We start from the raw sequence: 24988 nt of genomic DNA on the forward strand, positions 1-24988 counted from the left end.
AAGGCCGCGACGATGGGCCGTAGTATTCCGCGCGACGGGGGCGGCTTACAAGCGGATAACTACGTATGCGCGACTACGTAGAATTACGTAGATGCCGGTTGCGTGGCGATCGGCCGGCATGCGATTGATCGTGGACGGCGAGCCACGTACAGTGTTCGCCTGTCTCCATTCCGGAACCGCCATGCCGATCCGATTTCAGAAGATGAACGCAAACGGCGATGACTTCGTCATCGTCGACCTGCGCGGTCAGGATCGGGATCGCGTGCCCCGCCTCGATCGCGACCTCGTGCGGCGCATGGGCGACCGGCACAGCGGCATCGGCTTCAACCAGCTCGCGGTGGTGACGGACTGCGACGACGCGGCCGCACAGGTCGCGTTCTGGAATCCCGACGGCTCGACGCTCGATACCTGCGGCAGCGCGACACGCGGCGTCGCGTGGCAGCTGATGCGGGAAACCGGCGCGGCGTCGATCGTGCTGCGCACGAATCGCGGGCCCCTGCAGTGTGCGTACGACGCGCACGGGTCGATCAAGGTCGAGATGGGCGTGCCGCGCGTCGGCTGGCGGGACGTGCCCGTCGCCGAAGCCGTCGATACGCTCACGCTGCCGTTGCCCGGCGCGCCGGCCGCGTGCAGCATGGGCAATCCGCACTGCACGTTCTTCGTCGACGACGTCGATGCGGTCGACCTCGAAGCGCTCGGTCCGGCCATCGAAACGCATCCGCTGTTTCCGCGGAAAACCAACGTGCACGTCGTACAGGTCATCGACCGTTCGCACATTCGTCTTCGCATCTGGGAGCGCGGCGGCGGCGTGCCGCTCGGGTCCGGCTCGTGTTCGTGCGGCGCGGCGGTCAACGGCATCCGGCGCGGGCTGCTCGACGATACCGTGCGGGTGACGTGCGACGGCGGCGACGTCGCCGTTCAATGGGACGGCGCCGGCAGCGTGTTCCTGAGCGGGCCCGTCACGTTCGGGTTCAGCGGGGTGTGGCTGTGATGACCGACGACGCACAAGCCTTCCACGCGTTGCGCCCGCGCCTGCAGAAGATCGCGTACCGGATGCTCGGCTCCGTCGCGGATGCCGAGGACATCGTGCAGGACGTGTGGCTGCGCTGGCACGACGCGGCGCGCGGCAGCATCGAGAACCCCGAGGCCTGGCTCGTCGCGGTCACGACGCGCACGTCGATCGACCGCCTGCGCGCGGCGAAGCTCCGGCGCGAGCACTATGCGGGCATCTGGCTGCCGGAACCGGAGCTCGGCGAATCGCCTGCAACGCCCGAGGAAATGACGGAGCGCGCGAACGACGTGTCGGTCGCGTACCTCCTGCTGCTCGAACGGCTGACGCCGGAAGCGCGCGCGGCGTTCCTGCTGCACGAAATCTTCGAGTTCGACTACGACCGGGTCGCCGACGCGATCGGCAAGTCCGAAGCCGCGTGCCGGCAGCTCGTCAGCCGGGCCCGAGCGCGGCTGCGCGACGATCCCCAGCCGCGGCGCACGGTGCCGCACGAAACGCATCGCCGATTGCTGCAGACGTTCACGCATGCGCTCGCGCACGGCGATTTCCCGTCGATCCAGGCGCTGCTCGCCGAGGACGCGATGCTGATCGGCGACGGCGGCGGCCACGTCCAGAGCTTCCCGAAACCGATGGTCGGCGGCCGGCGGATCGCTCAACTGTTCTATGCGACGTGGTTGCGCTGCGGCAGCGGTGTCGAGATGCGGCCGGTCGTGCTGAACGGCCAGTGGGCAATGCTGCGTTTCATCGACGGGCAGCTCGAAGCGGCGATGTCGTTCGAGACCGACGGCACGCGCATCGTCCGGCTTCTCGTGCAGCGCAATCCCGACAAGCTCGCCCGCATCGCGGCCGCCTGCGCCGCCGGCTGACGCGCGCATCGCGCGCCCGCGCCGACCGCGCCCGCCGCCGAGCGCGGATTGGTGCAGCGCGCGCAACACGATGCGTCCCCGTGCGTGGCTACCGCGCACGGATGCACACCCCTAAGATGATTTCGCGCGGCGCCCTGCCGCCCACGACACCCGCGCCATGCGGGCCAGCCTCTTCGTCGCCAGGAGAAATCATGACGCAGCGTCTCGACTACATTCAACAGTCCCCCGAGTTGTTCCGGAAACTCCTCGAACTCAGCAACCTGCTGCGCAGCAGCGCGATCGAGGAATCGATCCGGGATCTCGTGTCCGTCCGGGCGTCCCAGATCAACGGCTGCGCCTTTTGCCTCGACATGCACGTGAAGGAAGCGCGCATCCACGGCGAGCGCGAACTGCGCCTGCATCATCTGGCGACCTGGCGCGAATCGACGCTGTTCTCGCCGCGCGAGCGGGCCGCGCTCGCATGGACCGAAGTGCTGACGACGCTGCCCGCGCACGGCGTGCCGGACGATGTCTACGACCGCGTGCGCGGCCAGCTCTCCGAGAAGGAATTGTCGGACCTGACGTTCGAAGTGATGGCGATCAACGGCTGGAATCGCGCGAACGTCGCGTTCCGGACCGTGCCGGGCTCGTCCGACAAGGCGTTCGGGCTCGACAAGGCCAACCTCGCCTGACGGCCGCCCCCCTCTCTCGCTGCCGGCCGTCGGCCGGCGGCCCACCGGAAGCCACCATGATTCGCATGAAACACGTGATCGCGTCCGCGCTCGTCGTCGCGGCCCACGCGACCGGCGCCGTTCGCGCGGCGCCCTCGGCCATCGTCACGCCGCTGATGACGAAGCCGCTCGACGCTTACCCGGGCAAGGAAGCGCAGATGATCTCGGTCGAGTACCCGCCCGGCGCGGTCGACCCCGTTCACCGCCACCACGCCGACGCGTTCGTCTACGTCGTCGAGGGGTCGATCGTGATGCAGGTGAAGGGCGGCAAGCCCGTCACGCTGAAACCGGGCCAGACCTTCTACGAGGGTCCGGACGACCTGCACACGGTCGGACGCAACGCGAGCCGGACCCGACCCGCGAAGTTCATCGTGCTGCTGTTGAAGGACAAGGGCGCGCCCGTGCTCGTGCCGGAAAAATAGCCGGCCCGCACGCCGCCGCGACCTTTTTGAAAAAAATGCGGCGGGCGGTGTCACAGGCGGCAGCGCTGAAACGTCTAGTCGCATACGGACACCACGATTCCAGCGCCTCCATGCCCGATACCTCCATCCGCCGCCCCGACGCCGACGATCCATTCGCGCGCAGCTTCTCGACCTGCTATGCCGGCGTGGTCACGTTCCTGGCCGTCGTCACCGAGGGCAGCTTCGCGCGCGCCGCGGATCGCCTCGGCGTCGGCCGCTCGTCGGTCAGCCGTCACGTGCAACGGCTCGAGGACCGGCTCGACGCACGCCTGTTCCAGCGCACCACGCGCAGCATGTCGCTGACGCGCGAAGGCGAGCTCTTCTACGAAAACTGCCGGCCCGGCATCGAGCATCTGGCGCAGGCGCTCGAGGACATGCGCGAGCTGCGCAGCGGACCGCCGAGCGGGCACCTGCGCATCGGCTCGACGCCAGGCTTCGGCCGCAAGGTCATCGCCCCGCTGCTGCGCGATTTCCATGCACGCTATCCGGACATCACGCTCGACCTGCTGTTGAACGACCGGCCGGCCGATTTCTCCGCCGACCGCATCGACGTCGCGTTTCGCGACGGTCGCATGGAGGACAGCGCGATCGTCGCGCGCCGGCTGATTCCGATGCAGATGATCGTCTGCGCGTCGCCGTCGTATGCGCACCGGCACGGCTTGCCGCGCCACGTCGACGAACTCGCGCGGCATCGCTGCATCAACCTGTGCACCGCGTCGGGCCGCGTGACGGAATGGGAATTCAGGATCGACGGGGTGACGCAGCAGCGCCAGCTCGCCGCGCATCACACGTTCAACGACATCGATCTCGTCGTGCGCGCGGCGCTCGACGGGCTCGGCATCGCGCAACTGCCCGCGTACCAGGTGTGCGACCTGCTCGCCGACGGCCGGCTGGTGAGCTGTCTCGGTCAGCATGCGCCGGACGACGGCGGCCACTATCTCTGTTACCTGAGCCGCAAGCACCTGCCCACGCGCATCCGCGCGTTCATCGACTACATGATCGAGCAGACGCGTGCGCGCGACCTGCAGTGCCCAACGACGATGACGACGATCGCGCCGCTGGAGACGATCGATTGATGCATTCGCGGCAACATGATGAGGGCTTGCGGGACGCTGGCGGATCGCGCGGCGCATGCCTACGATGCGGGCTGTTCGACCGGCATGCCGATACGGCGGTGCACCGCTCGGCAAGGTCCAGGCCCCGTCGCGCGAACGCGCTGGGCGCCGGTTTCGGCACATTCAAGCGGCGTGCATGTCGCGCGCCCGTTCAAGGAGAGCAATCGTGAAAATCGTCGTGATTGGTGGTACCGGCCTCATCGGCAGCAAGGTCGTCAGGAACCTGATCGCACGCGGCCACGACGCGGTGGCGGCAGCGCCGTCGACGGGCGTCGATACGATCACGGGTGCGGGACTGGACGCCGCGCTCGCCGGCGCGGAGGTCGTCGTCGATCTCGCGAATTCGCCGTCATTCGAGGAAGCGGCCGTGAAGGCGTTCTTCGAGGCGTCGGGGCGCAACCTGTTCGCCGCGGAGCGCGCGGCCGGCGTGCGTCATCACGTCGCGTTGTCGGTGGTCGGCACCGACCGACTGCAGCAGAGCGCGTATTTCCGCGGCAAGATCATCCAGGAAGACCTGATCCGCGCGGCAGGCGTGCCGTACACGATCGTGCGTTCGACGCAGTTCTTCGAATTCGTCGGGGCGATCGCTCAGGCCGGCGCGCAAGGCGACACGGTGCGGTTGACCACCGCGCACTTCCAGCCGATCGCCTCCGACGACGTCGCGGCCGCCGTGACCGACTTCGCGCTCGACGCGCCGCGCAACGGCATCGCCGAAATCGGCGGCCCCGAGCGCGTGCGGATCGCCGATCTGGTCGAGCGTTTTCTGTCGGCCACGCACGACGCGCGCACGGTGACGCGGGATGCGGCCGCCGACTACTTCGGCGCGGTGCTGCAGGACGACACGCTCGTGCCGGCGCCCGGTGCGCGCCTCGGCGCGACGACCTTCGACACGTGGTTCCGGCAGAACGCGCTCGCGCGCTGAACGCCGCCGCCGGATCGCACACCATGACGCCGCTGCGCCCGCCGCCCCTCTCGCTGCTCGACCGGTATCGCGGTCGGGAACCGCAAACGCTGTACTCGACGACGGTGACCGTCACGGGCGGGACGGCGGAGCACGGCCGCGCCTCCGGCGTCGCGCGTTCCGACGACGGGCGCCTGGATGTCGAGCTGCGCCTGCCGTCCGCGCTCGGCGGGCCCGGCGACGGCCCGAATCCGGAGCAACTGTTCGCCGCGAGCTATGCGGCGTGCTTTCACGGCGCGCTGAGCCTGCTGGCTGCACGGGCGGGCGTGTCGATCGCCGGGGCATCGGTGTCCGCATCGATCGACTTCTGTCGCGATCCGGTGGACGGGCTGTTCATGCTGAACGCGAACATTCGCGTGCGGCTGCCGGGTGTCGAACGCGCAGTGGCGGCGGAGCTCGTGCGCAATACGGAGCGCTTCAGCCCGTATACGAAGATGGCGCACGAAGGGATCAGTCACGTCGTGGCGCTTGCGCCGCCGGACGAGACATCGCAGCGCTGAGCGAAAATGAAAACGCGGGGCCCGCCGCATCGCGCAGCGGGCCCCGCGCCGGTACCGCAGGTCAGTGCTTTTCGTCGAGCTTCTTCGGCTTCGGCGGCGACGGCACCTTCGCGTACTGGAACGCCGGCGTGGCCTTCAGCGCTTCCTTCGTCGCGCCCGGCAGGTAGATGTTGCCGTTGCGCACGTCGAGCGATGCGATCGGCACCGCGACGTCGTGCGCGGCCACGCCGAGGAAGCCGCCGGCCGACACGATCGCGGCCGACACCGAGCCGTCCGGCGCGACGATCAGGTCGCGCACCTTGCCGACTTTCTGGTTCTCGTCGTTGTACACGGTCTTGCCGAGCACGCTCTTCTTCACGCTCCAGCCTTCGAGCAGCGCCTGCGACTGCTCGACGGTCACGCTGATCGGCTGCGCGCCCGCGATCTGCGCGTGCGCGCCGACGCTCGACGCGAGGACGGTTGCTGCGATGAGGGTCTTGTAAAACTTCATATGCGTTGCACTCCGGTTCGGTTGTTGTTGATTCCGGGGACGAAGCGGCGCGGACGCAACGGCTGATCGGTGAGCGCCCCGCGCTTCGTCGGTCGCGTGGCGGCCGGCCGCACCGCCACGCCATGTGTACGTGACGGACCGGCGCAGCCGGGCCGCAGCGTGCGACACGGCTTCATGGTAGCGGCATTCGGCGGATCGTGCGCCCAGGGTGCAACGTGACACGCCAGACGAGCCGGATCAGGATCAATGATCGTGCGGACAGACCGGGCGGGCGGCGCGGAAAAATGGCATCGATGCCCGTCGATCAGGACAACCTCACGGATGGCCCCCCGATCTTCGCGGCGCCTCGAACGGCGCGGCCGGCGCCGCGCCGCCACGCGGCGTCACGCATTCCGCGAATAGGTGCGCCGGTGCCGCACGGCATCGGCCAGCACGTCGAGCACCGGCTCCGTCTGCGCCCAGCTCAGGCAGGCATCGGTGATCGACACGCCGTACTTCAGCGGCACGCCCGGCTTCAGGTCCTGGCGCCCGGCTTCGAGGTGGCTCTCGACCATCACGCCAACGATCCGATGTTCGCCCTGCGACAGTTGCCGCGCGAGATCCTGCGCGACGTCGACCTGCCGGTCGTGCGACTTGTTCGAGTTCGCGTGCGAGCAGTCGACCATCACCTGCTCGCGCAGCCCGGCCTTGCGCAGCACCGCGCAGCATGCCTCGACATGCTCGGCGTCGTAGTTCGGGCCGGTCTTGCCGCCGCGCAGGATCACGTGCGCGTCGTCGTTGCCGCGCGTCTCGAAGATCGCGGCCATCCCCATCTTCGTCATCCCCATGAACGCATGGCTCGCGGCGGCCGCGACGATCGCATCCGACGCGACCTGCACGCCGCCGTCGGTGCCGTTCTTGAAGCCGATCGGGCAGCTCAGGCCCGACGCGAGCTGCCGATGGCTCTGGCTCTCGGTCGTGCGCGCGCCGATCGCCCCCCACGCGATCAGGTCGGCGATGTATTGCGGGCTCAGCAGGTCGAGGAATTCGGTCGACGCCGGCAGGCCGAGCGCATTGATGTCGAGCAGCAGCTGCCGCGCGGCGCGCAGCCCTTCGTTGATGCGGAAGCTGCCGTCCAGGCGCGGGTCGTTGATGTAGCCCTTCCAGCCGACCGTCGTGCGCGGTTTCTCGAAGTAGACGCGCATCGTGATCAGCAGGTCGTCCTTCAGCGCGTCGGCGGCGGCTTTCAGGCGGCGCGCGTAGTCGAGCGCCTGGTCGTGATCGTGGATCGAGCACGGGCCGACGACGAGCAGCAGCCGGTCGTCGCGGCCGTGCAGGATGTCGCCGATCGCGCGGCGCGTGTCCTCGACGAGCGTCTGCGTGCCGGCCGGCACCGGCAGCTCGTCCAGCAGCAGCGCCGGCGAAATCAGCGGGCGCACGGCGCCGATGCGGACGTCGTCGATGCGCGTGGTGTCCTGCGTCGCGTCGGCGCTGCCTACCTCGCGATCGTGGGAAGGATTGTCGAGGTTCTGCATGGTGATTCTCCGGGGGACGTCTGGAATGATGGGCAGGCTCGATTATGGCACCCGGAGAAGGCGGCAGCGGGGGACGGCAGGGGAAGGCGGACAGTCGTCACACCGGTCACGCGACCGACGTCAAAACATCGTAAAAAAGGGCGACCCGAAAAAGATCGCCCGGCCATGCATGCAGTCGTACGCCGTCGCGCCTAATGCAACGTCTCGGGCGCCAGCGAGTTGCTCGGCAGCAGCGACGTCAGCCAGCAATTGCTCGGCGCGGCTTTCCCGTTGAAGCGGTCGTAGAGCCAGGGCAGCATCCCGGCCACCCAGGGCACGATCGCACCCGCATGCTCGAGCGGATACTCGGTGTACGTGACCCGCGTGCCGCTGGCGCAGAACTTCTGCGCCAGCGCGCGCACGTCGTACGCGAGCATCACGCCGTCGCCCACCTGGCTGCTGAAGGTGCCGTCGAGCGCCCCGGCCGTGCCCTGGCCGATGAACATCGGGATCGTCGGCGATGCGGCCAGCCCCGCATTCACCTTGTTCGCATACGTCACGTACGCCGGGATGCTGTTGATGTCGTTCGCGTATTGCGGCTTGAACAGCGTGCCCCAGCGCAGCCCCGTGTACTTCGGCAGGATGTACGCGAGCGACTGGTTCTGGATGTCCTTGAACACGGCCACGCCGGTATCGCTGAGATACGGCGTCAGGTCGAAGTCGTAGCCGCGCACCAGCCCGGCGAGCGCCGCCGCCGCGACGCCGCCCCACACGATGCTGCCGTCGACGTAACGCAGGTTGTGCGCGGGATCGACCAGCACGCCGCCTTCCGCCGCGCCGACGAGCTGCTTGTTGACGTCGGGCGCATAGCTCGGCGCGAGCTGCGCGGCCCAGTTCGTCGCGATCGCGCCGCCGGAATAACCGATCATCGCGACCTTGCTCGACGGATTCAGGCCGGTCGACGGCGTATTGAGCGCCGCACGGATCGAATCGAGCGTCGTCATCCCGTATTCGGGGCCGGCCGCGAAGTCTGCCGTCTGGCCTTCCGTATCGGGCACGATGATGTTGTAGCCGAGCAGCAGCAGCGTCGACAGCGGGATCGATTCCGCGCTGTAGAGCAGCGTGCCGACGTTGATGACCTTGGTCACGTCGCGGTCGCCGGCGATCACCTGCGACGGCTCGTCGTACGGGTTCAGCGAATCGTAGGCCGACTGGTACGAAATGGCGTGGCCGTTGCTGACCTGGCTGCGAATCACCGACGTCACGTTGACGACGGGCTGGTTCCGCGCGTTGTTGGTGCGGTACAGCAACTGCTGCGCGGTCACGGCGGTCGGAATGCCGGCCACGTGATAGGTGACGCTGCGCGTCTTGAGCACCGTGCCCGGCGGAATCGACGCCAGCGGCGTGGTGCCGGTGTACGTGTAGAACGGATCGGACACGGTCGGCGCGGCGGCGCCGGCCGACGGTGCGGCGATGGCCAGCGCGGCGCACACGGCGGCCGCGACGGTCATGAGTCGTCTGGAGGACATGGGTGGGGGCCTCTGGGATAACCTGCTTTCATCGAAGGAAGTTCGGCGGTATTGCAGACCATCGTGCCTGCCGCATCAAAACCGTTTCCGTGCCATCGACTGTCTCCTGTGAGTGAATGATCCGGCTTGTTCTGAACCTGTCGTTTTAGTAGGAGTACAAACCGGATTCATTGAAGCACAACGCGAACGCGTTCGACGCGCGTTTTCGATTGTTTGAAGGTAAACGTCTAAAACCCTCGCCGGCCGACGCATGCGCACCGGCCGTTCGGCCGACTGTTCGCGTTTTGCCGGGGTACCGTACGATCGGCGCTGTCCGGTAACGAAGCGGCCCGTCGCAGGAGGCGGTCCGCGCCGTCCACCGCCTGCTCTGCAACCGTTCGCTCCCCGCCCCACGGACTCGCCACGATGACCGTATCCGAACTGCTCAGTGCCATCCGCCAACCCTACGCCGATCTGCTCGCGAAAGCGGCCACGCGACCGTCGGTGATCGTCGAGCCGGCCTACCGGAAGGCCGACGGCACGCTCGCCACTGAAGGGCCGCTCGCGCTGCCGTGCCGCGCCGACACCATCGCGGCCGAAGGCGAAGCGGCCGGCCGGCCCGTGATGATCGATTCGACCACGCAGCTCGATTTCGACCCGTTCGAGTTCGACCTCGAAATGGCAGCCGTGTCAGTCCGCCCGTTCGTATGGGACTGGGTCGTGATCGAGGCCGACGGTCTCGACGAAAGCACGGCGGCCGATGCGTTCAAGACGTGGTTCCTCGCGTGGTTCGATGTCGACGACGAGAACGATCCGGCCGAAGTCGGGCTGCACGGCATCGTGCATTACCTGTCGGAACCGGTTCGCACGGAACACGGGTGGCGCGTCAATGCGGATCTCGGCTCGGCGCCCGAGACGGCCGTCGAGGATCTGCTGTTCCGGCTCGTCGATGCAGGTGCGACGCGGATCAGCGTGGGTTGAAATGGCGCATCGTCGTTCACATACGCTCATGAAGAAAGCGCTCGCGCTGCTGATGCTTTGCATCGCATTGCCCGCCTCGGCCGAAGTGAGCACGGAAGTGCCGTGCTTCCGGACAGCCGGCGACCAACCCGTGCGCGTCGAACCGCGCATGTACCACGACGACGTCGCGAAATGGTCAGGTGGCGTCGTCCGTCATGCGAAATCGAACACGGCCATTCCGTTGCCGTTCAAGCACCGGGACGCGGAAATGCTGGGAGCCGACCGGCCGTATCAATACACGACGACGTGGTGGGGAATGGTCGACGGCACGATCGACGGCGAATACGAAATGATGAGCCAGGGTGCGATGGTCTATTCGATGACCTACACCAGCGCGCGCACGGGCAGGAAAACCGATTTCGCGTGGGCGCCGGATATCGACGCTTCGGCGAAATCGGGGCGCCGCTGGTAGCGAGGAGCGCGTTGCAGGCTGTCGGTCACCCGGCGTCGCCCGGCGCGTCGACGTCGATGCCGAGTTCGCTCGCCATCCGCTGAACCAGCGCATTCAGTCGCGCCACTTCATCCGCGAGTCGCTTCTGCTCGGCCTTCAGCGCCTCGAACTCGGAAGGCGGCACCGAATCCGCGCCGCCGGCCTCCGCGCTGGCGAAATCGGCCACGTTCACCTCGCCGCACATCAGGTGCATCCAGCGGTTCTCGCGCGCGCCCGGTGCGCGCGGCAGCCGGACGACGAGCGCCGGCGCGCGCGCCGCGAGTTCGTCGAGGAACGCCTCGACCGACGAGATATCCGCGAAGCCGTGCAGGCGCGCGCTGTTCAGGCGCAGCTCGGCGGCCGTCTGCGGGCCGCGCAGCAGCAGGATCGTCAGCAGCGCGATCGCCTGGCTCGGGATGCCCAGCACGCGGTTCATGTTGTGTTCGAAACGCGGCACGCGGCTGCTGCTGCCCTCCATCACGAGGCTCAGGTGCTTCAGCCCGTCGAGCGCGGTCGTGACCTCGTCCTCGCTGACGTTCATCACCGGCGCGCGCGCGGTTTTCTGGTTGCAGCCCGCGGTCAGCGCGTTCAGCGACAGCGGGTACGTATCCGGCACCGTGTGCTGTTTCTCGACGAGCACGCCGAGAATGCGGGCCTCGAGGGGCGTGAGTTCGCGAAGGGCGCGTGGCGTGGGCGTATCCGGCGTGGTGTTCATGAGTGGCGTCGCAGCGTGCAGCAGGTGAAGGGAAACGATCGCGGCCCGTCCGGCATCGCGCACGGGCGAGCCATATGATAGCTCGCGACGCACGGCCCGGCGGCGCGCGCACTTGCCGCAGCGGGCTGTCGTCCAGCCTGTCGGCGCGCCCGATACCGTGCGGCACTGCCTGCGCGCACGCACCGGCATTTGCGCGATACACATGCCGGCGCTACGATATGCGTTCACCCCGGTATCCGTGGCGCCGCACACGATCGTCTTCGCCCGCCGATGCCACGCGTCGCCCGTCCTTATCGTGCTGCCGCCGCGCATGCACGCCGCCCGTCAACACCGTTCACGCCTTCACCGGTTCACTGCCATGACTGCATCCTCTTCCGCGCCGCACGTGCGCGCCATCGTCACCGGACACACGCGCGGCCTCGGCGCGTCGCTCGCCGAACAACTGCTGCTGGAAGGCGTCGCCGTGCTCGGCGTGTCGCGCAGCCGCCATCCGTCGCTCGCGTCGCAAGCCGGCGACCGCTTCTCCGAAGTCGAGATCGACCTGTCCGACACCGCGGCCATCGCAGCCTGGCTCGCCAGCGACACGCTGCGCCGCTTCGTCGACGGCGCGTCGCTCGTGCTGCTGTTCAACAACGCAGGCATCGTCGATCCGATCGGCCCGCTCGCCGCGCAGGATCCGGCGATCGTCGCGCGTGCGGTCGGCCTGAACGTCGCGGCGCCGCTGATGCTGTCGGCCGCGCTCGCGCAAGCGGCTTCGGCCGCGACCGAATGCCGGATCCTGCACCTGTCGAGCGGCGCGGCCCGCAACGCATACGCGGGCTGGAGCGTTTACTGCGCGACCAAGGCCGCGCTCGATCACCATGCACGCGCGGTCGCGCTCGATGCGAACGGCGCGCTGCGGATCTGCAGCGTGGCGCCGGGCGTCGTCGACACGGGCATGCAGGCGACGATCCGCTCGACCAGCGAAGACAACTTCCCGATGCGCGAGAAGTTCGACGAATTGAAATCGAGCGGCGCGCTCGCGACGCCCGAGGCCGCCGCACGCCAGCTGATCGGCTATGCGCTGAGCGATGCGTTCGGCGCCGAGCCGACGGCCGACGTGCGGAACCTGTAATCGACATCTCCCCCCCTGTCGACGGACGGAAAGGAGTCGTCGGATCAGCGGCCGCCCGCAAGGCCGCGTCCGGAGCGCCACCGGGCAAAGACGATAGAATCCCGCTGGTATTTCACCCACGGAAACCTCCTTGATGGTCACGAAGGCCGCCGCACCGTTCCAGCAGATCAAGACGCTCGTTCGCCAGAACGTCGAGTCCGGCGACTGGCGCCCGGGCGACCGCATCCCGTCCGAGCTCGATCTCGCCGCGCAGTTCGGCGTCGCGCGCATGACGGTCAACCGCGCGCTGCGCGAGCTGACCGAGGAAGGCGTGCTGAAGCGCATCGCGGGCGTCGGCACCTTCGTCGCCGAGGTGAAGCCGCAGTCGAACCTGCTGATGATCGCGCACATCCGCGACGAAATCCGCGCGCGCGGGCACGAATATCGCTGTCGCGTGCTGAGCCGGGCGAGCGAGCCGGCATCGTTCGACGTCGCGGCCGCATTCGGGCTGCCGGTCAATACGCCGGTCTTTCATGTGGTGTGCGTGCACGAGGAAAACGGCCGCCCGATCCAGCTCGAGGACCGCTACGTGAACCCGGCCGCGGCGCCCGGCTTCATCGACCAGGATTTCCAGACCGAGCCGCCGTCCGAGTACCTGTACAACAACGTGTCGCACTACGAACTGGAAATCGAGCACGTCGTCGACGCGTCGCTGCCGACCGTCGAGCAGGCGCGGCTGCTCGACATGCGCGCCGACGAGCCGTGCCTCACGCTCACGCGCCGCACGTGGACGGACGGGCTGCCCGTCACGTTCGTGCATTTCCTGCATCCGGGCAACCGCTACCGGCTCGGCTCGCGCTTCAAGCCGGGCGCCGGGCGCCACCCGACCTGATCTTTCCCCGTACGCGCCAATGGACACGGCGGCCGTTTCATGACGAAACGGCCGCCGCGTTCGTTCGCCGCGCCGGTCAAATCGCGCCGACCTGCCCCGCGCCGCGCGACCACACGACCGGAAACAGCGGATGGTCGAGCGGTGCGCCGTCGGCCAGCTGCTCCGCGAGCCCGGGGAAGTCGGGCGACGTTTTCCAGCGGCGCGGCGCGTGACGGATATCGTCGCCGACGAAGCGGATCGAGAACGCGCGCCGGCGGTTCCGCGTGCCGCCCGACGCATGCAGCGTGAGCATCCGGAAGCACACCATGTCGCCGGGCTCGAGCGCCCAGCGGCGGATCGGGAACGCCGCGCGGTCGGCTTCGATATCGGGCAAGTCGGCCAGGCTGCCTTCCGGGAACCACTTCGCTTCCTTGTCCATGAACGTGCGCGGCATCAGCCACGGCCCGCGATGCGAGCCCGCGACGAATTCCAGCGTCGATTCGAGCGGCACCGGATCGACCGGAATCCACATGCTGACGTTGTCGTCGCCTTCGATGTTGTAGTACGGCTGGTCCTGGTGCCACGGCGTGCGCTGCCGCGTGCCGGGCTCCTTCACGAGCAGGTGGTCGTGATGCAGTCGCACGCGCCCGGTTCCCATCAGCGCGGCGGCGACCGACGGCGCCGGCGAGCGCACGATGAAGTCGCGATACGCGTCGTTGTGCTGCCAGTTGCAGAAATCCTCGAAGAACCAGCCGGGATCGTCGGGCCGGCTCGCGACTTTCGCGCGCGCGCTCGGCCGGGCAAGATTCACGTCGATGCCGGCCCGCAGCGCGGCCACTTCGTCGGGCGAAAAGATGCCCTTGATGCAGACCGCGCCTTCCTCGCGGAACGCGGCAATCAGTTCGGGCGTCACGGCTTGCGCGACTCGATCCTGGATACTCGTCATGGTGTGCCTGTCCATTGAATGAATCACCGGGTCACGGCGCCGAAGTCAGCTGCTGCTTCGCGCCGTAGATGTCGAAGTCGAAATATTTCGCGGCGATCTTCTGGTATGTGCCGTTCGCGCGGATCGCGACGATCGCGTCGTTCAGCCGCTTCTTCATGTCCGCGTCGCCCTTGCGCACGCCCATCGCGACGCCGTAGCCGGTGATCCGTGCGTCGGTCACGTCGGGGCCGGCGAACGCGTAGCCCTTGCCGCGCGGCGTCTTCAGGAACGAGTAGCCGGCTTGCGTCTTGTCCTGGAAGGTCGCGTCGAGGCGGCCGTTGACGAGATCCTGGTACACCTGGTCCTGATTCTGGTAAGAGACGATCGTCACGCCCCGGGTCGCCCATTCGGCCTTCGCGTACGCCTCCTGGGTCGTGCCCTGGTCGATCCCGATGCGCTTGCCCGCGAGCGACGCGGCGGTCGGCAGCAGCTTCGAGCCGACCGGCGCGACGAGCGCACCCGGCGACGCATACAGCTTGTTCGAGAAGTCGATCTGCTTGAGCCGCTCGTCGGTGGCCGTCATCGCCGACATGATCACGTCGAACTTGCGCGCGCGCAGCGCCGGAATCATCCCGTCGAAGCCCTGCTCGACCCACACGCACTTCGCATGCAGCTGCTCGCAGATCGCATTGCGCAGGTCGATGTCGAAACCGGCGAGCGAGCCGTCGGGCTGCTTCGCCTCGAACGGCGGATACGTGGGGTCGATGCCCCAGCGGATCGTCGACGTGTCCTGGGCGAACGACACGAGCGGCGCGAATGCCAGCGCGGTAACGAGGAGCGTTGCAGTGCAGTTCATGGCGGGTCCTTGCAGGTCTCGACGCGGCGGGCGACGCCGGCGTCCGGTGGAGGCGCCGCGCCGGAGAGCCGGCGCGGTGCGCGAAAGGCGGGACTTCGATGAGACTGGAATGCAGTCTAGACCGCCTAAATTTCGAGTGCAAGCAGGGGAAACAAGGGAGCGCGATGGACCGACTGGAGATGAGGACCAGGGAGGCAGGGGAGCCTTCGATTTAACGCATTTCTATGCGGAATTCAGGTGCTCCCGTACGCGACACCCGTCCGCGACGAAACGCAAGAGATAGCGGTCTATACCGGTAGCCGTGGCGATAGGTTGCCCGATGTTTCATCGAACCTGCCGGTCACGCGCCCCATACCGCAGTGGACTTCCGCGGCGATCGTCCAACCGCGCGGGACCTGTTCGACTTGTGCCTGGTCATCGAGCGGGAGCCGGCAAGCTTGATCGAAACCGGTGCGTTTCTCGTTCGGCATCGCGACACGTTTCTGCGTTTGCTCAACGAGCCTCGCACGTTCGTACGGCCGCGGTTCGACGACATCCGAACACTCGGCTACACGCCGTCGTTCGACTCTAGTGTTGAACTCGCCGACGCCTTCCTGCGAAAACTCCCCGGCGGCACGCCCGAGCCCAAATCGCGCCGCCGCTAACCCCGGCCACGCCCGCATCGATCAGCCTGCGCACCGTCTCGACACGACCGCGTTCGGCCGCCGGATTCAATGCGGTGTCGCGATACCGGTGCGTGCCGCGCAGGTCGGCGCCGGGCGCGAGCGTCATCCGCAGGATGTCGTCAGGCGCCTCAAAAGCCCGCGAAACGCGCCGCCCCAAGTCCGGCCAAACCGCGATTGCCCGCGCCGTCCGCGCATGTTAAAAGTCGTCGCATGCATGTGGAAATGCAATGCTCGAATCCGCAAAAGTGCAAAAATGAATAGACCCCTGTTCGACCTCGACCTGCTGCGCGCGCTCGTGATGGTCGCCGACTGCGGCAGCTTCACGACGGCTTCCGCGCGCCTGCATTCGACGCAGTCGACGGTCAGCCAGAAGGTGCGCCGGCTCGAGGAAATCGCCGGCCACCGCCTGCTCGATCGCGGCACGCGCGATGTCCGGCCGACCGATGCGGGCGTGACGGTGCTCAGCTATGCGCGGCGCATGCTCGCGTTGAACGACGAAATGCTGGAAGCGCTGTCGGGCGCCACGGTCGCGCTGACGATCCGGCTCGGCGTGCCCGACGATTTCGCGGCGGGCCGCACGACGCACGCGCTCGCGGCATTCAAGCGCGAGCATCCGCAGGTCAAGCTCGAAGTGACGTGCGGACTGAGCCGCGACATCTGCGCCGCGTACGATCGCGGCGAACTCGATCTCGTGCTGATCAAGCAGCGGCGCGACAGCCGGGAGGCCGTCGTGCGCTGGCCCGAGAAGCTGCGCTGGATCGACAGCGCGAAGCATCCGTCGATCGATCTCGACCCGGTGCCGATCGTCGTGTTTCCGCCGCGCGGGCTCTACCGCGACGACATGATCAAGGCGATCGAGGAGCGCGGGCGCCGCTGGCGCATCAGCTTCACGACGTCGAGCCTGAGCGGCATCCAGGCAGCCGTCGCGGACGGGCTCGGCATCAGCGTGCTGCCCGCGCGCGTGGTGACCGACGAGCACGTCGTGCTGACCGCGAAGCAGGGCTTCGCGCCGATCGAGAACATGGATATCGCGATCCTGCACCGGCCGACGGCCGACCCGATGGTCAGCGAGCTGACGAAAGCGCTCGCGGCGATGCTGGAACTCGAGGGGCGATAAGCCGCGCGGGTTTCATCCGGGCGCCACGCACGGGGCGCACTGCCCCGTGCATGTCAGAACATCGTGTTGCCGTTCGCGGCCTGCTCGGGCACCGGCTGGTTCACGTCCCAGTGCTCGACGATCTTGCCGTGCTCGAGCCGGAAGATGTCCATGATCGCGCTGCCGCGCGTGCCGGGTTCGCGCACCGCGTGCACGTGCAGGATCACGTAGTCGCCGTCGACGAACGAACGCTTGATCTCGCTGTGCGACTGCGGATAGGTGTCGCGCAAAAAGGCGACGAACTTGCGGAAACCGTCGCGGCCGTCGGCCGCGTTCGGGTTGTGCTGCACGTAGCGATCGCCGACGTACGCGAGCGCGGCGTCCGCATCCTTTTCGTTGAGGCCCTTCTCGTAGAACGCGAGCACCGTCCGCCGGTTGGCTTCCTGCCGCGCATCGGCCGGATCGGCCGCCACCGCGTACGCGGCCGTCACGGCGAACAAGGCCGCCGCCGTCCATCGTGCGGCCCGTGCCGCTGTCGTGCGTCGCATCGTCGTCTCCCCGGAAATCCGGCTGAAAACCCGATCATACCGGCGCGACGCCGTGCTCAGACGAGTGCGCCGTCGCGCGCGACGATCGCCCCCGACGATACGACGAGACGCCGCACCGGCCGCGCGACGACGGCCTCGGCGAACGTCAGCGCGTCGACGAGCACGACGTCCGCACGGCTGCCCGGCTGCAGCCCGTAATCCGCGAAACCGCAGCCGTGCGCCGCACCGTGCGTCACGCAGTCGAGCGCGACTTCGAGCGCATCGTCGCGGCGGAAATCGTTGCGCATGCCGATCAGCATCGCGCGTTCGAGCATGTCGGGCGAACCGTATGGCGTCCACGTGTCGCGTATGCCGTCGTTGCCGCCGATCACGATCACGCCCGCCGCGCGGCACGCGGCGACCGGCGGCACCGGCACCGCCGCCGGCGCGGTCGTGACGATCGCCACCCCGAGCGCGGCCATTCGCGCGAGCAACGTATCGCGCTCGCGTTCGGCGATATCGCCCAGACAGAAACCATGACTGATCGTGACCTTCCCCTGCATGCCGTGCGCGGCCGTGCGCTGCAGGATCAGGTCGAGCGAATACGCGCCCATCGACCCGCGCTCGTGCAGATGGATATCGAGCCCGCGGCCGTGACGCTCCGCGATCGCGAACAGCACGTCCACCGCCTCGACCGGATCGCCTTCGATCGCGCACGGATCGAGTCCGCCGAGCAGGTCGGCGCCGGCGCCGAGCGCATCGGACAGCAGCGCATCGGTGCCCGGCCGCTTGAGTACGCCCGACTGCGGAAACGCGACGATCTGGATGTCGACTTGCCCGCGCAGCGTCTCGCGCGTCGCGAGCACGCCGTGCAGGTGGCGCAGGCCCGCTTCGGTATCGACGTCGACGTGCGTGCGGATGCGCGTCGTGCCGGCCGCGAGGAAGGCTCGTGCCAGCGCGAGCGACGCGGCGCCCGCGTCGTGGCCGCTCGTCGCGCGATAGTGGCGTTCGTTCTCGATGCGGTCGACGAGACGCGGCCCGACCTGGTTGCGGTACCACGGCATCCCCCAGTGCGTCTTGTCGAGGTGCGTGTGGCCTTCGACGAGGCCGGGCAGCGCGAGCGCGCCCGCGCCGTCCTCGATCGCGCAGCCGGCGGGCGCGTCGAGCGACGGGCCGACACGCGCGATGCGGTCGCCTTCGATCAGGATGTCGAGTGCGGTGTCGGCGCTCGTGCGGACGTTGCGGATCAGCAGGTTCGTCATGTCGATTCCGGTGAAGTCGGTCAGTGCAAGGCCGGCACGGCGCATGCCGTGCCGCCGGCCGGTGGGTCAGCGCGTGAAGCGCAGCGACGGCGCGAACGGCACCCCCGTATCGCTTTCGCCGCGGCGGAATACCCAGCGTTCGGCCGGCACGCCGGCGACGGCCGCCGCCGCGTTCGGCGCGCGCACCGCGACGAAACTCGCATCGCAGCCCACCGCGATGCCGTAGTGCGCGTTGCCGATCACGCGCGCGCCGGCGTACGTCGCCATGTCGAGCGCGATGCCGAGCGCTTCGTCGGTGTAGAAACCCGACCGGTAGCCGACCATCATCGCGCGCTGCAGCATGTCGCCGTTGCCGTACGGCCACCACGCGTCGCGAATGTTGTCGTTGCCCGCGAACACGTGCACGCCCGCGTCGCGCAACAACCGCACCGGCGGAAACGCGCAATCGCCCGGCGCATTCGTCAGGATCGATACGCCCGCTTCGGCCAGCGCCGCCGCGGTGCGCCGGACATCGTCATCGCTCACCTGGCCGAGCGCATACGCATGGCTCACGTTCACGCGCCCGCCGAGCCCGGCCGCACGCGTGCGCGCCGCGATCCGCAGCAGTTGCGCGATGCCGATCTCGCCCGGCTCGTGCAGGTGGATGTCGATCTTCGCGCCGCGTTTCTCCGCGATGCCGAACACGATGTCGAGCTGGCCGTCCGCGTCGCCGTCGAGCGTCGTCGGATCGATCCCGCCCACGACGTCCGCGCCTTCACGCACGGCCGCGTCGAGCATCGCGGCCGTGCCCGGGCACGTCACGACGCCGGCCTGCGGAAACGCGACCAGTTCGATGTCGACGATCCCGCGCCATTGCTCGCGCGCGGCCATCACGGCCTGCAGGTTCGACAGGCCCGTCGTCGCATCGACGTCGACGTGGCTGCGCATCGCGATCGTGCCGAATGCGGCGGCCTGCGCGATCAGCGCGTTCGCGCGCTCGACGATCGGCGGTGCGGCGGCGAGCTGGCGCTTCTCGACCGCGAGCCGCTCGCGCAGCGAACCGACCGATTCGTGCGGCACCCAGCGAGCGCCGACGAAGCTCTTGTCGAGGTGGATGTGGCCGTCGACGAAGCCGGGCAGCACGACGCGGCCGTCGAGGTCGATGGTCTCCGCGCCGGGCGCGGCTGCGCAATCGGCGCCGATCGCCGTGAAGCGGCCGTCGCGGACGACGAGGTTGACGGGCTGGCCGCCGGCATCGAGGGCGTTGATGAAGAATCGTTCGGTCATGGCCTGGAAGGTGGGGCGGTCGCGGCGCGACCACTGGCAGGGAATCCGGCCACGATATCGGACGCTGCCGCCCGCGGCCAATTAAATGTCGCGATGCCGCGCATTCGATTTCGCGATGTGTGCCGCATACGGCCGCCGGGTCTCGCGTGACGCAGGGGTTCGATCGCAACGGAGGGCCGACACGCCGCATGAAACAAGCGGGCCGCATCACCGGCATGCGCATGGCTGGAAGCCGCTTCGCGCCGTTGTCGGGCCTGGCTCGAACGCCGCGCCGGCGCAGCGATTTACGCGGCAACAGACTTTACACGTTGTTACCCGGCCGCACCGGACGCGCATCCGGCCATTCCTTATACTCACGCCGAGTTCGCCACCCATGACGGGAATCCATCGGCGGACACGTTGCCGATGCAGGAAACATCATGATGCGCATGCCCTCCACGAAGACCGTTCTGTTCGCCTCGCTCGTCGCCGTGGCGGCGCTTCCCCTGACCGCCTGCGTCGCACCCGGCTACTACGGCGCGCAGCCGGGCTATCCGCAGCAGCAGCAATACGCGACGCCCGGCTACGCGCAGCCCGCGTATTCGCAGCCGGGCTACGTGCAGCAGCAACCGGCGTATCCGAACCCGGCGCCGCAGCCGTACGATCAATACGGCAACCCGTCGCAATACGGCTCGCAGCCGTATGACCAGTACGGCAACCCGCAACAGCAATACGCGAACCCGTACGGCGCGCAATACGGCACCGTCGCGAACATCCAGCCGGTCAACGGCTCGGTCGGCCCGTCGGGCGTGGCCGGTACCGTCGTCGGCGCGCTCATCGGCGGCGTGCTCGGCAACCAGGTCGGCCGCGGTCACGGCCGCGATGCGGCGACCGTTATCGGCGCGCTCGGCGGCGCGGTGGCGGGCAACCAGATCGGTCAGCAGATGGGTGCCGCGCAGGGCCCGAGCAGCTACCGGATCGACGTGCAAGTCAGCGACGGCTCGATGCGCTCGTTCGACGTGCAGTCGCCCGGCAACCTGCGTCCGGGTGACCGCGTGCAGATCAACGGCAATCAGCTGTCGCGGTATTGATTGATGCCCGTTGCGTGCGCGTGATCTGATCGCGCGCTCCCTTCCGTCACGCCGGCACGGCCGCGTGACCCGCCATGCGCGCACGGCCCGCAACGCTCCGGCGCCGCCGAAATGCGCAACGCGCCGAACGGCGCCACGCGCATCCCGATTCCCGTTAGCATGACGACGATGCATCCCGCGCCGCAGCGCGCGCCGGCATGCACGCCCCTCAACCGGAATCCCGCCGATGACGATCACGACCCGCCTGCTCGATGCGGCCGACGCCGCCCGTTTCCAGACCGTTCGCCTGCGTGCGGTCGATACCGCGCCCACGTCCTTCCTGCCGACGCTCGACGAGGAATCCCAGGTGCCGGTCGACGAATTCGCGACGCGCCTCACGCCGAACCACGAGCGCGCGGTGTTCGGCGCGTTCGACGGCGAGACGCTCGTCGGCATCACCGGTGTACGCCGCGATGCGCGCGCGAAGATCGCGCACAAGGCGACGATCTGGGGCGTGTTCGTCGAGCCCGCGTATCGCGGCCGCGGCATCGCGCAGGCGCTGCTCGAAAGCGCGACCGAGCATGCCGCGCAGGCGTGGCAGTGCAAGCAGCTGATGCTGTGCGTAAACGAGGTCAACGGCAACGCGGAGCGGCTGTATGCGTCGCAAGGGTTCGTGCGGTTCGGCACGGAGCCGCGCTCGATGTTCGTCGACGGCCGGTTCTACGACGAGCACTACATGATCAAGACGCTCGCGTAACGCGTTCACGTTCGTCCGCTTGCGTATTTGCCGTTGCGTTCGCGTGCATCGGCCGACCACGCCGCACGCGAATGCCCCTCCTCCCTCGCCTCATGGCATCGCCGCTTGTCGGTGATCGTCACGTTCGTCGGCGTCATCGCGCTCATGTTGAACGTTTGGACCGGCCCCGGCGATGTGACTGTCGGCGTGCCCGTTGCGACGGGCGTGCCGAAGTCGCAGTTGCCCGTCGTCGCGCTGGGGATCGGCCGCACGGCAGGCGTGGGCGGCGTGCCGTTGCAGTCGGACGCGACCCGGCCCCTGCGCGACGATCGCCTGGAAGCGTGGTGGGTCCCGCCGTTCGGCGTCAATTCATACGTCGTCGTACCGCATCACACCGTTCAGGCAGGATCATATCAAGGCAGATTCTTGTCTTCGACTGCACTCTCATTGGGTCGATGCTATGAATGTGTGCGCACACTCACTTCTGACAGACCGCCTCTAAAGATACGTTGTCGTACCTTTATGCGCAAAAACTTTAGCTAAAAATCCTCGTCGGATTCGATCGCCTCCCGCGCCAATTCGCGCGCCGGTCAGTATCCGGCACAGCTTCGATTCACTCGCGCCATCTTGAAATCGAACAGGACGCGCCCGGGCGTTCCCCCCGCCATCACGCCTCGGGAATTCCGCCCCTGTTCAGCCCCCTGCCGCCCGCGCTATCGTTTCTCCTTGTTCACAGCCCAGGAGCTGCCTTTGCCTTCCCGCCACGGAGTCGACCTCATCCGCGCCCGCGCCTTGTTCGATCGCGAGCGCCAAGCGTTCACCGAAGCCATGCCGGTCTCCCGCGCGCTGTCCGCGGAAGCGTCCGAGCACCTGCTGTTCGGCGTGCCGTTGCACTGGATGCAAGACTGGTCGACACCGTTCTCGCTGTATGTGAAGGAGGCGCGCGGTGCGACGTTCACCGACGTCGACGGCCATCGCTATGTCGATTTCTGCCTCGGCGATACGGGCGCGATGTTCGGCCACGCGCCCGAACCGGTCGCCCGCGCGCTCGTCGAACAGGCCACGCGCGGTTATACGACGATGCTGCCGAGCGAAGACGCCGCATGGGTGTCGCGCGAACTCGCGCGCCGCTTCAAGCTGCCGGTCTGGCAATTCGCGCTGAGCGCGAGCGACGCGAACCGCTTCGTGCTGCGCTGGGCACGCGCGGCCACCGGTCGCAACACGATCGTCGTGTTCAACGGCTGCTATCACGGCACGGTCGACGACGTATTCGTCGATCTCGTCGACGGCCGCCCGGTTCAGCGCGACAGCCTGCTCGGGCAATCCTACGACCTGCTCGCCAACACGCGCGTCGTCGAATTCAACGACCTGGCCGCGCTCGAAGCCGCATTGAAGGATGGCGACGTCGCGTGCGTGCTGGCCGAGCCCGCGATGACGAACATCGGGATGGTGCTGCCCGACCCGGGCTTCTGGGCGGCCGCGCGCGAACTGACGCGCCGCTACGGCACGCTGCTCGTGATCGACGAGACGCACACGATCAGCAGCGGCCCCGGCGGCTATGCGGTCGCGCACGCTCTCGAACCGGACATGCTGGTGGTCGGCAAGCCCATCGCGGGCGGCGTGCCGTGCGCGGTATACGGCTTCAGCGCCGAATTCGCGGAACGCGCGAAGCAGGCGAAGCTGAACGCGCCGCCCGGCCATTCGGGCATCGGCACGACGCTCACCGCGAACATGCTCGCGATGCATGCGATGCGCGCGACGCTGGCCGACGTCGCGACCGACGCCGCGTATGCACACATGTTCGAACTCGCCGCGCGGCTGGCGACGGGGCTCGAGCAGGCGATCGCGAAACACCGGCTGCCGTGGTGCGTGACGCGCATCGGCGCGCGCACCGAATTCCAGTTCGCGTCCGCGCCGCCGCGCAACGGCACGCTGGCCGGCGCGCAACTCGACAGCGAACTCGAGCACATCGTGCACCTGTACCTGCTGAATCGCGGCGTGCTGATCACGCCGTTCCACAACATGATGCTCGTGTGTCCGCAGACGACGGCCGACGATGTCGACCGGCTCGTCGCGCAGTTCGACGCGTGCCTCGGCGAACTGGTGTGACGTGACGACGCGCGGGACGGTGCTCGCGCGAGCGCGTACCGTCCCGCAGCACGCGCTACGCGGCCCGCAACGCCCGCCGCGCCACTTCCGCGAAATACCGCGCGCCCACCGGCAGGATCGCGTCGTTGAAGTCGTACGTCGCGTTGTGCAGCGGCACGCCGCCGAGGCCACCCGCTTCACCGTTGCCGATGAACACGAAATTGCCGGGCACCACCTGCAGGAACGCGCCGAAATCCTCCGAGATCATCATCGGCTGCACGTCGGCATTCACCGCGGCAGCGCCCGCGACCTGCGCGGCGGCCTGCACGGCCGTGTCGACCCACTCCGGCGAATTCACCGTCGGCGCGAACTCGTGCGTGTACTCGAACGTGCAGGTCGCGCCATGCGTGCGGCAGATTCCTTCGCTGATCTCGCGCATCCGCGTTTCGAGCAGCGCCTGCACGTCGCGCGAATAGCTGCGCGTGTCGCCCTTGATCGTCACGGTTGACGGCAGCACGTTGCGCAGCCCGTCGGTGATGAACTCCGTGCACGAAATCACCGCCTGCTGGCCCGGGTCGAGATTGCGCGACACGATCGTCTGCAGCGCGAGCACGACCTGCGCGCCGATCACGATCGGATCGATGCCCATGTGCGGCCGCGCCGCATGCGTGCCGCGCCCATCGATTCGGATCACGAAATTGTCTTCGCTCGCCATGATGCCGCCGGCGCGTGTCGAGAACGTGCCCGCGCGCATGCCGGGCATGTTGTGCGCGCCGAAGATCGCGTCGACCGGAAAGCGCTCGAACAATCCGTCGGCCATCATCGCCTTCGCGCCGCGGCCGTGCTCCTCCGCCGGCTGGAAGATGAAGCGCACGGTGCCGTCGAAATCCTTGCGCTCGGCCAGCAGTTGCGCGGCGCCGAGCACCATCGACATGTGGCCGTCGTGCCCGCACGCATGCATCTTGCCCGGCGTGCGCGATGCGTGTTCGCGGCCCGGCGCGTGCTCGGCGATGTTCAGCGCGTCCATGTCCGCGCGGATGCCGATCGCGCGCTTGCCGGTGCCGGCCGTCAGGTTCGCGACGAGCCCGGTGCCGCCGATCCCGCGATGCACGTCGAGCCCGAGCGTCGTCAGGATGCGCGCGACGTAGTCCGACGTGTTCACTTCCTCGAAACCCGTTTCAGGATACTGGTGCAGATGGCGGCGCCAGGTCTTCAGTCGCGCCTGCAGCGTGCTTTCCTCGATTGCTTCCATTGCATTCGCCTCGTCGGTCGTCAT

Annotated in this window: 26 protein-coding genes and 2 pseudogenes; 16 read left to right on the forward strand and 12 right to left on the reverse strand. The window is 68.2% G+C overall.

The features are described from left to right. Nucleotides 1–181: 181 nt before the first annotated feature. The 7 genes from dapF (at nucleotide 182) to WJ12_RS33695 (ending at nucleotide 5622) form a co-directional block, all read left to right on the forward strand. A complete protein-coding gene (gene dapF, locus WJ12_RS33665) occupies nucleotides 182–991 on the forward strand; it encodes a diaminopimelate epimerase (protein ID WP_059559170.1) in 810 nt (269 codons plus the stop codon). Then, nucleotides 991–1875 (forward strand): RNA polymerase sigma-70 factor, encoded by an 885-nt coding sequence (locus tag WJ12_RS33670; RefSeq protein WP_059559173.1) that lies wholly within the window; start codon nucleotides 991–993, stop codon nucleotides 1873–1875. The genes dapF and WJ12_RS33670 overlap by 1 nt, the downstream gene beginning before the upstream one ends. Nucleotides 1876–2066: 191 nt before the next feature. Beyond that, nucleotides 2067–2546 carry a carboxymuconolactone decarboxylase family protein gene (locus tag WJ12_RS33675; RefSeq protein WP_059559175.1) on the forward strand — a complete coding sequence of 160 codons (480 nt, stop codon included), beginning with the start codon at nucleotides 2067–2069 and terminating at the stop codon, nucleotides 2544–2546. Between the two features lie 56 nt (nucleotides 2547–2602). Then, complete coding sequence (locus tag WJ12_RS33680) at nucleotides 2603–3007, forward strand: cupin domain-containing protein (protein ID WP_059559177.1); 405 nt, start codon at nucleotides 2603–2605, stop codon at nucleotides 3005–3007. A 110-nt stretch (nucleotides 3008–3117) separates the two neighbouring features. Then, nucleotides 3118–4122: a LysR family transcriptional regulator gene (locus WJ12_RS33685; RefSeq protein ID WP_049034435.1), complete on the forward strand. Its 1005-nt coding sequence runs from the start codon at nucleotides 3118–3120 to the stop codon at nucleotides 4120–4122. A 205-nt stretch (nucleotides 4123–4327) separates the two neighbouring features. Further along, nucleotides 4328–5083 (forward strand): SDR family oxidoreductase, encoded by a 756-nt coding sequence (locus WJ12_RS33690; protein ID WP_034187622.1) that lies wholly within the window; start codon nucleotides 4328–4330, stop codon nucleotides 5081–5083. Nucleotides 5084–5106: 23 nt separating this feature from the next. Next, entirely contained in the window at nucleotides 5107–5622 is a 516-nt protein-coding gene (locus WJ12_RS33695) for an Ohr family peroxiredoxin (protein WP_034187847.1), read from the forward strand. A 61-nt stretch (nucleotides 5623–5683) separates the two neighbouring features. Here the strand turns inward: WJ12_RS33695 and WJ12_RS33700 are convergent, their stop codons facing one another. From WJ12_RS33700 to WJ12_RS33710, 3 genes are all read right to left on the reverse strand, one after another. After that, nucleotides 5684–6112, reverse strand: a complete 429-nt coding sequence (locus WJ12_RS33700; RefSeq protein ID WP_034187621.1) for a PRC-barrel domain-containing protein — start codon at nucleotides 6110–6112, stop codon at nucleotides 5684–5686. Between the two features lie 383 nt (nucleotides 6113–6495). Beyond that, nucleotides 6496–7626 (reverse strand): 3-deoxy-7-phosphoheptulonate synthase, encoded by a 1131-nt coding sequence (locus WJ12_RS33705; RefSeq protein ID WP_059559179.1) that lies wholly within the window; start codon nucleotides 7624–7626, stop codon nucleotides 6496–6498. 191 nt (nucleotides 7627–7817) lie between these two features. Further along, complete coding sequence (locus WJ12_RS33710; protein ID WP_049036782.1) at nucleotides 7818–9134, reverse strand: lipase family protein; 1317 nt, start codon at nucleotides 9132–9134, stop codon at nucleotides 7818–7820. Nucleotides 9135–9539: 405 nt separating this feature from the next. On the opposite strand from WJ12_RS33710, the gene WJ12_RS33715 reads away from it, so the two are divergent. Further along, the gene (locus tag WJ12_RS33715) at nucleotides 9540–10094 is read left to right on the forward strand and encodes a hypothetical protein (protein ID WP_059559182.1); all 555 of its coding nucleotides are present in this window, start codon (nucleotides 9540–9542) and stop codon (nucleotides 10092–10094) included. Nucleotides 10095–10122: 28 nt separating this feature from the next. Next, complete coding sequence (locus tag WJ12_RS33720; RefSeq protein ID WP_059559185.1) at nucleotides 10123–10545, forward strand: hypothetical protein; 423 nt, start codon at nucleotides 10123–10125, stop codon at nucleotides 10543–10545. A gap of 25 nt (nucleotides 10546–10570) precedes the next feature. Here the strand turns inward: WJ12_RS33720 and WJ12_RS33725 are convergent, their stop codons facing one another. Next, nucleotides 10571–11278, reverse strand: a complete 708-nt coding sequence (locus tag WJ12_RS33725; protein ID WP_034187617.1) for a YceH family protein — start codon at nucleotides 11276–11278, stop codon at nucleotides 10571–10573. Nucleotides 11279–11636: 358 nt separating this feature from the next. Between WJ12_RS33725 and WJ12_RS33730 the strand changes: the two genes are divergently transcribed. Beyond that, nucleotides 11637–12392, forward strand: coding sequence for an SDR family oxidoreductase (locus WJ12_RS33730; protein WP_059559187.1), 756 nt, complete (start codon nucleotides 11637–11639; stop codon nucleotides 12390–12392). 133 nt (nucleotides 12393–12525) lie between these two features. Further along, the gene (gene hutC / locus WJ12_RS33735; protein WP_034187615.1) at nucleotides 12526–13263 is read left to right on the forward strand and encodes a histidine utilization repressor; all 738 of its coding nucleotides are present in this window, start codon (nucleotides 12526–12528) and stop codon (nucleotides 13261–13263) included. 76 nt (nucleotides 13264–13339) lie between these two features. Here the strand turns inward: hutC and WJ12_RS33740 are convergent, their stop codons facing one another. Next, a complete protein-coding gene (locus WJ12_RS33740) occupies nucleotides 13340–14188 on the reverse strand; it encodes a phytanoyl-CoA dioxygenase family protein (RefSeq protein ID WP_034187614.1) in 849 nt (282 codons plus the stop codon). Nucleotides 14189–14219: 31 nt separating this feature from the next. Then, nucleotides 14220–15023 (reverse strand): ABC transporter substrate-binding protein, encoded by an 804-nt coding sequence (locus WJ12_RS33745; protein ID WP_059559189.1) that lies wholly within the window; start codon nucleotides 15021–15023, stop codon nucleotides 14220–14222. A gap of 359 nt (nucleotides 15024–15382) precedes the next feature. On the opposite strand from WJ12_RS33745, the gene WJ12_RS33750 reads away from it, so the two are divergent. Further along, entirely contained in the window at nucleotides 15383–15667 is a 285-nt protein-coding gene (locus WJ12_RS33750; RefSeq protein WP_082744727.1) for a hypothetical protein, read from the forward strand. A gap of 4 nt (nucleotides 15668–15671) precedes the next feature. Here WJ12_RS33750 and WJ12_RS37005 read toward each other — a convergent pair. Next, nucleotides 15672–15806, reverse strand: a pseudogene (locus tag WJ12_RS37005) (ankyrin repeat domain-containing protein); the annotation flags it as partial. A gap of 135 nt (nucleotides 15807–15941) precedes the next feature. On the opposite strand from WJ12_RS37005, the gene WJ12_RS33755 reads away from it, so the two are divergent. Further along, nucleotides 15942–16805, forward strand: a complete 864-nt coding sequence (locus WJ12_RS33755) for a LysR family transcriptional regulator (RefSeq protein WP_059559191.1) — start codon at nucleotides 15942–15944, stop codon at nucleotides 16803–16805. A gap of 53 nt (nucleotides 16806–16858) precedes the next feature. Here the strand turns inward: WJ12_RS33755 and WJ12_RS33760 are convergent, their stop codons facing one another. From WJ12_RS33760 to WJ12_RS33770, 3 genes are all read right to left on the reverse strand, one after another. Next, nucleotides 16859–17332, reverse strand: coding sequence for a nuclear transport factor 2 family protein (locus WJ12_RS33760; RefSeq protein WP_059559194.1), 474 nt, complete (start codon nucleotides 17330–17332; stop codon nucleotides 16859–16861). A 56-nt stretch (nucleotides 17333–17388) separates the two neighbouring features. Continuing rightward, the gene (locus tag WJ12_RS33765; RefSeq protein ID WP_059559309.1) at nucleotides 17389–18573 is read right to left on the reverse strand and encodes an amidohydrolase family protein; all 1185 of its coding nucleotides are present in this window, start codon (nucleotides 18571–18573) and stop codon (nucleotides 17389–17391) included. 66 nt (nucleotides 18574–18639) lie between these two features. Continuing rightward, nucleotides 18640–19839, reverse strand: a complete 1200-nt coding sequence (locus WJ12_RS33770; RefSeq protein WP_059559196.1) for an amidohydrolase family protein — start codon at nucleotides 19837–19839, stop codon at nucleotides 18640–18642. Nucleotides 19840–20258: 419 nt separating this feature from the next. On the opposite strand from WJ12_RS33770, the gene WJ12_RS33775 reads away from it, so the two are divergent. Then, nucleotides 20259–20909, forward strand: a complete 651-nt coding sequence (locus WJ12_RS33775) for an outer membrane lipoprotein (protein ID WP_049031241.1) — start codon at nucleotides 20259–20261, stop codon at nucleotides 20907–20909. Between the two features lie 226 nt (nucleotides 20910–21135). Further along, nucleotides 21136–21645, forward strand: coding sequence for a GNAT family N-acetyltransferase (locus WJ12_RS33780; protein WP_034187608.1), 510 nt, complete (start codon nucleotides 21136–21138; stop codon nucleotides 21643–21645). 101 nt (nucleotides 21646–21746) lie between these two features. Here the strand turns inward: WJ12_RS33780 and WJ12_RS37010 are convergent. Then, a pseudogene (locus WJ12_RS37010) lies at nucleotides 21747–21963 on the reverse strand (endopolygalacturonase); the annotation flags it as partial. A 411-nt stretch (nucleotides 21964–22374) separates the two neighbouring features. Between WJ12_RS37010 and WJ12_RS33790 the strand changes: the two are divergent. Next, nucleotides 22375–23733, forward strand: a complete 1359-nt coding sequence (locus WJ12_RS33790; protein WP_034187607.1) for an aspartate aminotransferase family protein — start codon at nucleotides 22375–22377, stop codon at nucleotides 23731–23733. A gap of 55 nt (nucleotides 23734–23788) precedes the next feature. Here WJ12_RS33790 and WJ12_RS33795 read toward each other — a convergent pair whose 3' ends face one another. Then, nucleotides 23789–24988: a M20 aminoacylase family protein gene (locus tag WJ12_RS33795; RefSeq protein ID WP_059559198.1), complete on the reverse strand. Its 1200-nt coding sequence runs from the start codon at nucleotides 24986–24988 to the stop codon at nucleotides 23789–23791.

Source organism: Burkholderia seminalis, from assembly GCF_001718535.1.
Taxonomy (GTDB): Bacteria; Pseudomonadota; Gammaproteobacteria; order Burkholderiales; family Burkholderiaceae; genus Burkholderia; species Burkholderia seminalis.

Coding starts and splice junctions, on each gene's coding strand:
- WJ12_RS33780 (WP_034187608.1), top strand. CDS start 21,136: ATGACGATCACGACCCGCCTGCTCGATGCGGCCGACGCCGCCCGTTTC.
- WJ12_RS33675 (WP_059559175.1), top strand. CDS start 2,067: ATGACGCAGCGTCTCGACTACATTCAACAGTCCCCCGAGTTGTTCCGG.
- WJ12_RS33700 (WP_034187621.1), bottom strand. CDS start 6,112: ATGAAGTTTTACAAGACCCTCATCGCAGCAACCGTCCTCGCGTCGAGC.
- WJ12_RS33755 (WP_059559191.1), top strand. CDS start 15,942: ATGAATAGACCCCTGTTCGACCTCGACCTGCTGCGCGCGCTCGTGATG.
- WJ12_RS33775 (WP_049031241.1), top strand. CDS start 20,259: ATGATGCGCATGCCCTCCACGAAGACCGTTCTGTTCGCCTCGCTCGTC.
- WJ12_RS33730 (WP_059559187.1), top strand. CDS start 11,637: ATGACTGCATCCTCTTCCGCGCCGCACGTGCGCGCCATCGTCACCGGA.
- WJ12_RS33715 (WP_059559182.1), top strand. CDS start 9,540: ATGACCGTATCCGAACTGCTCAGTGCCATCCGCCAACCCTACGCCGAT.
- WJ12_RS33760 (WP_059559194.1), bottom strand. CDS start 17,332: ATGCGACGCACGACAGCGGCACGGGCCGCACGATGGACGGCGGCGGCC.
- WJ12_RS33725 (WP_034187617.1), bottom strand. CDS start 11,278: ATGAACACCACGCCGGATACGCCCACGCCACGCGCCCTTCGCGAACTC.
- hutC (WP_034187615.1), top strand. CDS start 12,526: ATGGTCACGAAGGCCGCCGCACCGTTCCAGCAGATCAAGACGCTCGTT.
- WJ12_RS33670 (WP_059559173.1), top strand. CDS start 991: ATGACCGACGACGCACAAGCCTTCCACGCGTTGCGCCCGCGCCTGCAG.
- WJ12_RS33695 (WP_034187847.1), top strand. CDS start 5,107: ATGACGCCGCTGCGCCCGCCGCCCCTCTCGCTGCTCGACCGGTATCGC.
- WJ12_RS33685 (WP_049034435.1), top strand. CDS start 3,118: ATGCCCGATACCTCCATCCGCCGCCCCGACGCCGACGATCCATTCGCG.
- WJ12_RS33705 (WP_059559179.1), bottom strand. CDS start 7,626: ATGCAGAACCTCGACAATCCTTCCCACGATCGCGAGGTAGGCAGCGCC.
- WJ12_RS33740 (WP_034187614.1), bottom strand. CDS start 14,188: ATGACGAGTATCCAGGATCGAGTCGCGCAAGCCGTGACGCCCGAACTG.
- WJ12_RS33680 (WP_059559177.1), top strand. CDS start 2,603: ATGATTCGCATGAAACACGTGATCGCGTCCGCGCTCGTCGTCGCGGCC.
- dapF (WP_059559170.1), top strand. CDS start 182: ATGCCGATCCGATTTCAGAAGATGAACGCAAACGGCGATGACTTCGTC.
- WJ12_RS33745 (WP_059559189.1), bottom strand. CDS start 15,023: ATGAACTGCACTGCAACGCTCCTCGTTACCGCGCTGGCATTCGCGCCG.
- WJ12_RS33710 (WP_049036782.1), bottom strand. CDS start 9,134: ATGTCCTCCAGACGACTCATGACCGTCGCGGCCGCCGTGTGCGCCGCG.
- WJ12_RS33765 (WP_059559309.1), bottom strand. CDS start 18,573: ATGACGAACCTGCTGATCCGCAACGTCCGCACGAGCGCCGACACCGCA.
- WJ12_RS33770 (WP_059559196.1), bottom strand. CDS start 19,839: ATGACCGAACGATTCTTCATCAACGCCCTCGATGCCGGCGGCCAGCCC.
- WJ12_RS33720 (WP_059559185.1), top strand. CDS start 10,123: ATGAAGAAAGCGCTCGCGCTGCTGATGCTTTGCATCGCATTGCCCGCC.
- WJ12_RS33795 (WP_059559198.1), bottom strand. CDS start 24,988: ATGACGACCGACGAGGCGAATGCAATGGAAGCAATCGAGGAAAGCACG.